This window comes from Serratia sp. X10, assembly GCF_017811775.1.
GTDB lineage: Bacteria > Pseudomonadota > Gammaproteobacteria > Enterobacterales > Enterobacteriaceae > Serratia > Serratia ureilytica.
Genome location: NZ_JAEIOH010000015.1, coordinates 1 through 5,440, shown reverse-complemented (window position 1 = coordinate 5,440; position 5,440 = coordinate 1). Strand labels below are relative to the sequence as shown.

6 protein-coding genes, 4 tRNA genes and 1 other RNA gene are annotated in these 5,440 nt (G+C 51.9%); 2 read left to right on the top strand and 9 right to left on the bottom strand.

Annotation, left to right across the window (positions count from 1 at the left end; all coding sequences use genetic code 11):
* From J9788_RS24895 to J9788_RS24870, 6 genes are all read right to left on the bottom strand, one after another.
* The coding region (locus J9788_RS24895; protein WP_227255718.1) for a GTP-binding protein at positions 1–172 on the bottom strand (172 nt) is incomplete at its 3' end.
* Between the two features lie 109 nt (positions 173–281).
* A tRNA-Thr gene (locus J9788_RS24890) sits at positions 282–357 on the bottom strand.
* Positions 358–363: 6 nt separating this feature from the next.
* Positions 364–438, bottom strand: a tRNA-Gly gene (locus J9788_RS24885).
* A gap of 37 nt (positions 439–475) precedes the next feature.
* Positions 476–591, bottom strand: a non-coding RNA gene (locus J9788_RS24880) — RtT sRNA.
* A gap of 46 nt (positions 592–637) precedes the next feature.
* Positions 638–722, bottom strand: a tRNA-Tyr gene (locus J9788_RS24875).
* 25 nt (positions 723–747) lie between these two features.
* Positions 748–823, bottom strand: a tRNA-Thr gene (locus J9788_RS24870).
* Positions 824–1,219: 396 nt separating this feature from the next.
* Between J9788_RS24870 and J9788_RS24865 the strand changes: the two genes are divergently transcribed.
* On the top strand, positions 1,220–1,768 hold the full coding sequence (locus J9788_RS24865; RefSeq protein ID WP_033644356.1) for a GNAT family N-acetyltransferase: 549 nt from the start codon (positions 1,220–1,222) through the stop codon (positions 1,766–1,768).
* 219 nt (positions 1,769–1,987) lie between these two features.
* Positions 1,988–2,938, top strand: a complete 951-nt coding sequence (coaA, locus tag J9788_RS24860; RefSeq protein ID WP_025304936.1) for a type I pantothenate kinase — start codon at positions 1,988–1,990, stop codon at positions 2,936–2,938.
* A gap of 48 nt (positions 2,939–2,986) precedes the next feature.
* Here the strand turns inward: coaA and birA are convergent, their stop codons facing one another.
* The 3 genes from birA to J9788_RS24845 all read right to left on the bottom strand — a co-directional run.
* Complete coding sequence (gene birA, locus J9788_RS24855; protein WP_046899368.1) at positions 2,987–3,949, bottom strand: bifunctional biotin--[acetyl-CoA-carboxylase] ligase/biotin operon repressor BirA; 963 nt, start codon at positions 3,947–3,949, stop codon at positions 2,987–2,989.
* The gene (murB, locus tag J9788_RS24850; protein WP_046899369.1) at positions 3,946–4,983 is read right to left on the bottom strand and encodes a UDP-N-acetylmuramate dehydrogenase; all 1,038 of its coding nucleotides are present in this window, start codon (positions 4,981–4,983) and stop codon (positions 3,946–3,948) included. The genes birA and murB overlap by 4 nt, the downstream gene beginning before the upstream one ends.
* Positions 4,984–5,188: 205 nt before the next feature.
* The coding region (locus tag J9788_RS24845; RefSeq protein WP_209333070.1) for a hypothetical protein at positions 5,189–5,440 on the bottom strand (252 nt) is incomplete at its 5' end.

The following is a 5,440-nucleotide window of genomic DNA, read 5'->3' as shown; positions in this document are numbered from 1 at the left end:
CTTTTTCTTCTGGCGCGTTATCGATCTGGTCGAAAGCACGTGCAGAACCGCCGTAGGTTTTAGCCAGAACGGTAGTGATCGCTGCAGTCAGGGTAGTTTTACCGTGGTCAACGTGGCCGATAGTACCGACGTTAACGTGCGGTTTTGTACGTTCAAACTTTTCTTTAGACATCGATTGTCCCTCTAAGACACGGATAAATCGGTGGTATCACCACATCAACCAAGCATTTGCTCGTTGAATCCAGAACAGAAAGAAAATCAGGGGGCGAGAAATTAAGAAGTGGTGCTGATAGGCAGATTCGAACTGCCGACCTCACCCTTACCAAGGGTGCGCTCTACCAACTGAGCTATATCAGCACATCTTGGAGCGGGCAGTGGGAATCGAACCCACATCATCAGCTTGGAAGGCTGAGGTAATAGCCATTATACGATGCCCGCATCCTGGAACTCGGCTACCTGATTTTTCTGTAGAATTTTGGGGATAGAGCAGGATTGTTCATCACTCGGCTCGTATCCTTCGGGCCGGCTGCGCCTCGCGCTGCACAACTCGAACCTTGCCGAAGGCTTTCGCCCTCTCCTCCCGCCATCAACCGTTGCGGTGTTTATCGCATCTCAGTTAATCGCCGAAGGCAAGATTTGGTGGTGGGGGAAGGATTCGAACCTTCGAAGTCTGTGACGGCAGATTTACAGTCTGCTCCCTTTGGCCGCTCGGGAACCCCACCAGATTTTTACTCTTTGTGACTTGAATGGTGCCGGCTACCGGAATCGAACTGGTGACCTACTGATTACAAGTCAGTTGCTCTACCTACTGAGCTAAGCCGGCATCAAGTGCAGCGCATTCTAGGTAGAGCGGGCGACCTATGCAACAAAAAAATTGCTTTACGCGCACTTTCGCTCACAAATCAGTCAATTTTGCATGCTGTCATGCAATTCGCAGCCTGTGGCGTGCAAACATTCATCACTTACGACAATCATTCTCTACAATTTTATCCACTTTTTGCAAGCTTTGAACGCCCCTTTCTACGTGTCGGGCTTCTCAAAACACGTAACCCGCGACGGTAAACCGTGAGCGGGATCGATGCACCAAAAAGAGGATGGCTGCCCTGGTTAGTGGCGTGAACTACACTTATTCCTCGCCCTTTCGCCGTGGCTATGCCTTTCGTCGCTCTGGCGCAGTTATTGCTTATCTTCATTACCCCCATATCTGGAGGAATGACCGATGAAAATAGTGCCTATCAACGCCGCTACGCTCCCGATTTATCGCGATGAATTGGCTCGCCTGTTGACCGATGCGGTCACCCACGGCGCTTCAGTGGGCTACGACACCTTAATCCCGCATGAAGACGCCGAGAGTTACTTCCACAGCCTGCGTCCGGCCTTGGCCAAGGGCGAGCTGCTATTGTGGATTGCCCGCGACGAACGCGGCGTCGTTGGCACCGTTCAACTCGAGCTCTGCCAGAAACCAAATGGCCGTAATCGTGCGGAGGTGGTGAAACTGCTGGTTCATAGCCGCGCTCGTCGCAACGGCGTAGGCCTGGCGCTAATGAAGACGTTGGAGCAAGCGGCACTGCAACAGCAGCGCGGGCTACTGTATCTGGATACACAGGCCGGTTCGGCGGCAGAAGCACTTTATCGCAGTCTGGGCTATCGCTGCCTGGGTGAAATGCCTGACTATGCGGCCGGACCCGATGGCTATTACCACTCAACCGTCATTTATTACAAACGTCTGTTCACCGTGACCCCGTCTTCACGCGCTATCGCCAGCTAACCTTCAGGCGGTATCCTGACTCTATGATACCGCCTTGCAATCCCGCTATATCAACTGCGCGCCGCTTCGCACAATTGACATAAACTGCTGCCTATCGACAACTTTTGCGAAAAAAGTCTACGCCAAAAACGAAGCTGTCTATAATATGCAGCTTGTTTATTCTCTGGAGTTGGCGTCCGGCGCCTTTCCCAACCTGCGTTAACAGGCAGAATTTGGCTTATGATAAAAAGAGATCAATCTTTAGCAACGCCTTACCTACAGTTCGATCGTACCCAGTGGGCTGCGTTGCGAGATTCGGTGCCGCTGACGTTGTCGGAAGAAGAGATCGTTAAACTGAAAGGGATTAACGAAGATCTCTCGTTGGAAGAAGTTGCGCAGATTTATCTGCCGCTGTCACGACTGTTGAACTTCTATATCAGTTCCAACCTGCGCCGGCAGGCGGTACTGGAACAATTCCTCGGCACCGACGGGCAAAAGATTCCCTATGTCATCGGCATCGCCGGCAGCGTAGCCGTCGGCAAGAGCACGACCGCACGTCTGTTGCAGGCGCTGCTGAGCCGCTGGCCGGAACACCGCAGCGTTGAGCTGATCACGACCGACGGCTTCTTGCACCCAAACAAGGTGCTGAACGAACGCGGTTTGATGAAGAAAAAAGGCTTCCCGCAGTCTTACGATATGCATAGCCTGGTGAAGTTCGTGTCGGAAGTGAAATCCGGCGCCAAACGCGTCACCGCCCCGGTTTATTCCCATTTGATCTATGACGTTGTGCCCGAAGGTAATAAAGTCATCGAACAGCCGGACATTCTTATCCTGGAAGGGCTTAACGTATTGCAAAGCGGTATGGATTATCCTCACGATCCACATCGCGTATTCGTTTCCGACTTCGTCGACTTCTCCATATATGTCGATGCGCCGGAGACGCTATTGCAAAGCTGGTATATCAACCGTTTCCTGAAATTCCGTCAGGGCGCATTTTCCAATCCTGATTCTTATTTCCATAATTATTCAAAATTGCCGGAACCGGAGGCGATTAATATCGCCACGCAATTATGGAATGAAATCAATGGATTGAATTTGCAGCAGAACATACTGCCTACCCGCGAACGCGCGAGCCTGATTATGACCAAAAGTGCCAACCATGCCGTTGAAAGCGTGCGTTTAAGAAAATAAGCCTACCGAACGATCAAGGGGACGCTGCCGTCCCCTTGTCTTTTCTCACTATTCCGCGCTGCGCAGCGATATCTCTCCGCCGATAAAGGGTTTGATTTCCCCTTCTTGTTCCAGCAGAAGTGCACCTTGCGAGTCGATACCCCGGGCGATACCCACAATCTGTCGCTCGCCAATCAGCAGTTTGACCGGTCTGTCGATAAAATTATCCAGCGTGCGCCAACGGCCAATAAATGGCGCCAGCCCATCTATCTCGAATTGTTTTAAGGACTGCCGCAATTCATTAAGCAGAGTGGCGGTCAGCTCATTACGATCGATGTTAATGCCGGCTTCTTGCAGGTTAATCCAACCTTGATTGATCCCACTCGCATTGGTATCCCGCATCGCCAAATTAATGCCGGCGCCGATGACCAACTGAGCCGCGTCGCCGGTTTTCCCCGTCAACTCGACCAGAATCCCTGCCAATTTGCGATCGTTCAGGTAAAGATCGTTGGGCCATTTGACTCGCACGTCTTTAGCGCCGAGACGCTGCAAGACCTCCGCCATCACCATGCCGATCACCAGGCTCAGCCCCATTGCCGCAGCTGGCCCCTGTTCCAATCGCCAAAACATCGACAGGTATAAATTGGCGCCAAACGGCGAGATCCACTGCCGCCCGCGGCGTCCTCGTCCTGCCTGTTGGTATTCAGCGACGCAGGCGTCGCCGGATTGCAGCGTTTCGATACGGTCCTGCAAATATTGATTGGTAGAGTCTACGACCGGCAGCACGGTAACTCGCTTGTCGTCCAGCCCGCTAAGAATGCGTTCCGCTTCCAAGAGCTGCATGGGAGCAGGCAAGCTGTATCCTTTCCCCGGTACAGTAAAGACATCCAGCCCCCACTCGCGAACGGTTTGAATATGCTTATTGATCGCGGCGCGGCTCATGCCCAATGACTCACCGAGCTGTTCCCCGGAATGGAATTCACCGTCGGCCAGTAGCGCGATCAGTTTTAACGGGACCTTGGTATCTCTCATGACAGCACCACCACAGCGTTCAATTCACCGGTCGCGCCAATGAAACGCACCTCAGGTTCCAGCCATACGCCGAATTTATCGGCCACTGTCTTACGTACATGGCGCGCCAGAGCCACCACATCCTGACTATGTGCATTATCGATATTCACCAGCACCAGCGCCTGCTGGCGGTGTACGGCGGCACCACCGATGCGATAGCCCTTCAATTCGCACTGATCGATCAGCCAGCCAGCGGCCAGCTTCACCTGGCCATCCTGCTGTGGATAATGCGGCATGCCGGGATATTGTGCGATGAGTTCTGCGGCTTTACCCGCGTTCACCAGCGGATTCTTGAAGAAACTGCCGGCATTACCGGTTTCACTCGGGTCCGGCAGCTTGCTGCGGCGCATGGCACACACGGATTCGAATACCTGAAGTGGCGTCACCGTGGCGGGATCCAGCTTGGCCAGATCGCCATAGCTCAGCTTGGGTTGCCACTGCTTGCTCAGACGCAGACCCAGCCCGACAATGGCATGCCCAGTTTGGAAGCGATGCTTGAAAATGCTTTCCCGATAGCCGAAACCACAATCGGCTGCCGGAATGCGATCGATGGCACCCGTAGAGAAGTCCAGCAGGTCGACATACTCACAGACATCTTTCAATTCGACGCCATAGGCACCGATATTCTGGATAGGCGCGGAGCCGGCCAATCCAGGAATCAACGCCAGGTTCTCCAACCCGCAGATCCCGGCCTGCAGCGTATATTGCACCAGATCGTGCCAATTCTCACCGGCGCTGACATGGAGATACCAGGCATCGTTATCTTCTCGAACATCGATGCCCTTCAGTTGGTTAACCATGACCGTACCCGAAAAGTCTTCCAGGAACAGTACGTTGCTACCTTCACCGAGAATCAGCAGCGGCTCCTGACGCTTGCGCGTTTGTTGCCAGACTTTGAGCATCAACTCAATTCTATCGGCGATGACCAGGTGCGCTGCGTTGACCGGGAGCGCAAAAGTATTGTGGTTTTTTAAGGACGCGCTTTCAGTAGACATAACGTTCAGTACCCATGCGGAAATAATCTTTTGCTTAGTCTACTCGATTCGAAGCGTCTGGCTAATATTTGTTTTAATTAACGTGAAATTTATCGAGTAATGCACTGAAGAATTAGGATTTATCTTTGATATAACAGGATAATTCTTATCAACATGTTCATAAATAGGCATTTTTATTATTTAAATAATAATCTGAATCTATCAATTATATATTGAGCTGGTTATTCTCCTGCTCAAAAGCATTATACGTGCTTATGTAAATAAGCAACGTCCGCTGAAATAGGTATTTTTCTAAGCAATAGATACGATCAGGGGATTTATTTTGCGCATAGCAAAAAGCCCTGAACGTCAGTTCAGGGCTTTCGGCTTTATTTGATGCCTGGCAGTGTCCTACTCTCGCATGGGGAGACCCCACACTACCATCGGCGCTACGGCGTTTCACTTCTGAGTTCGGCAT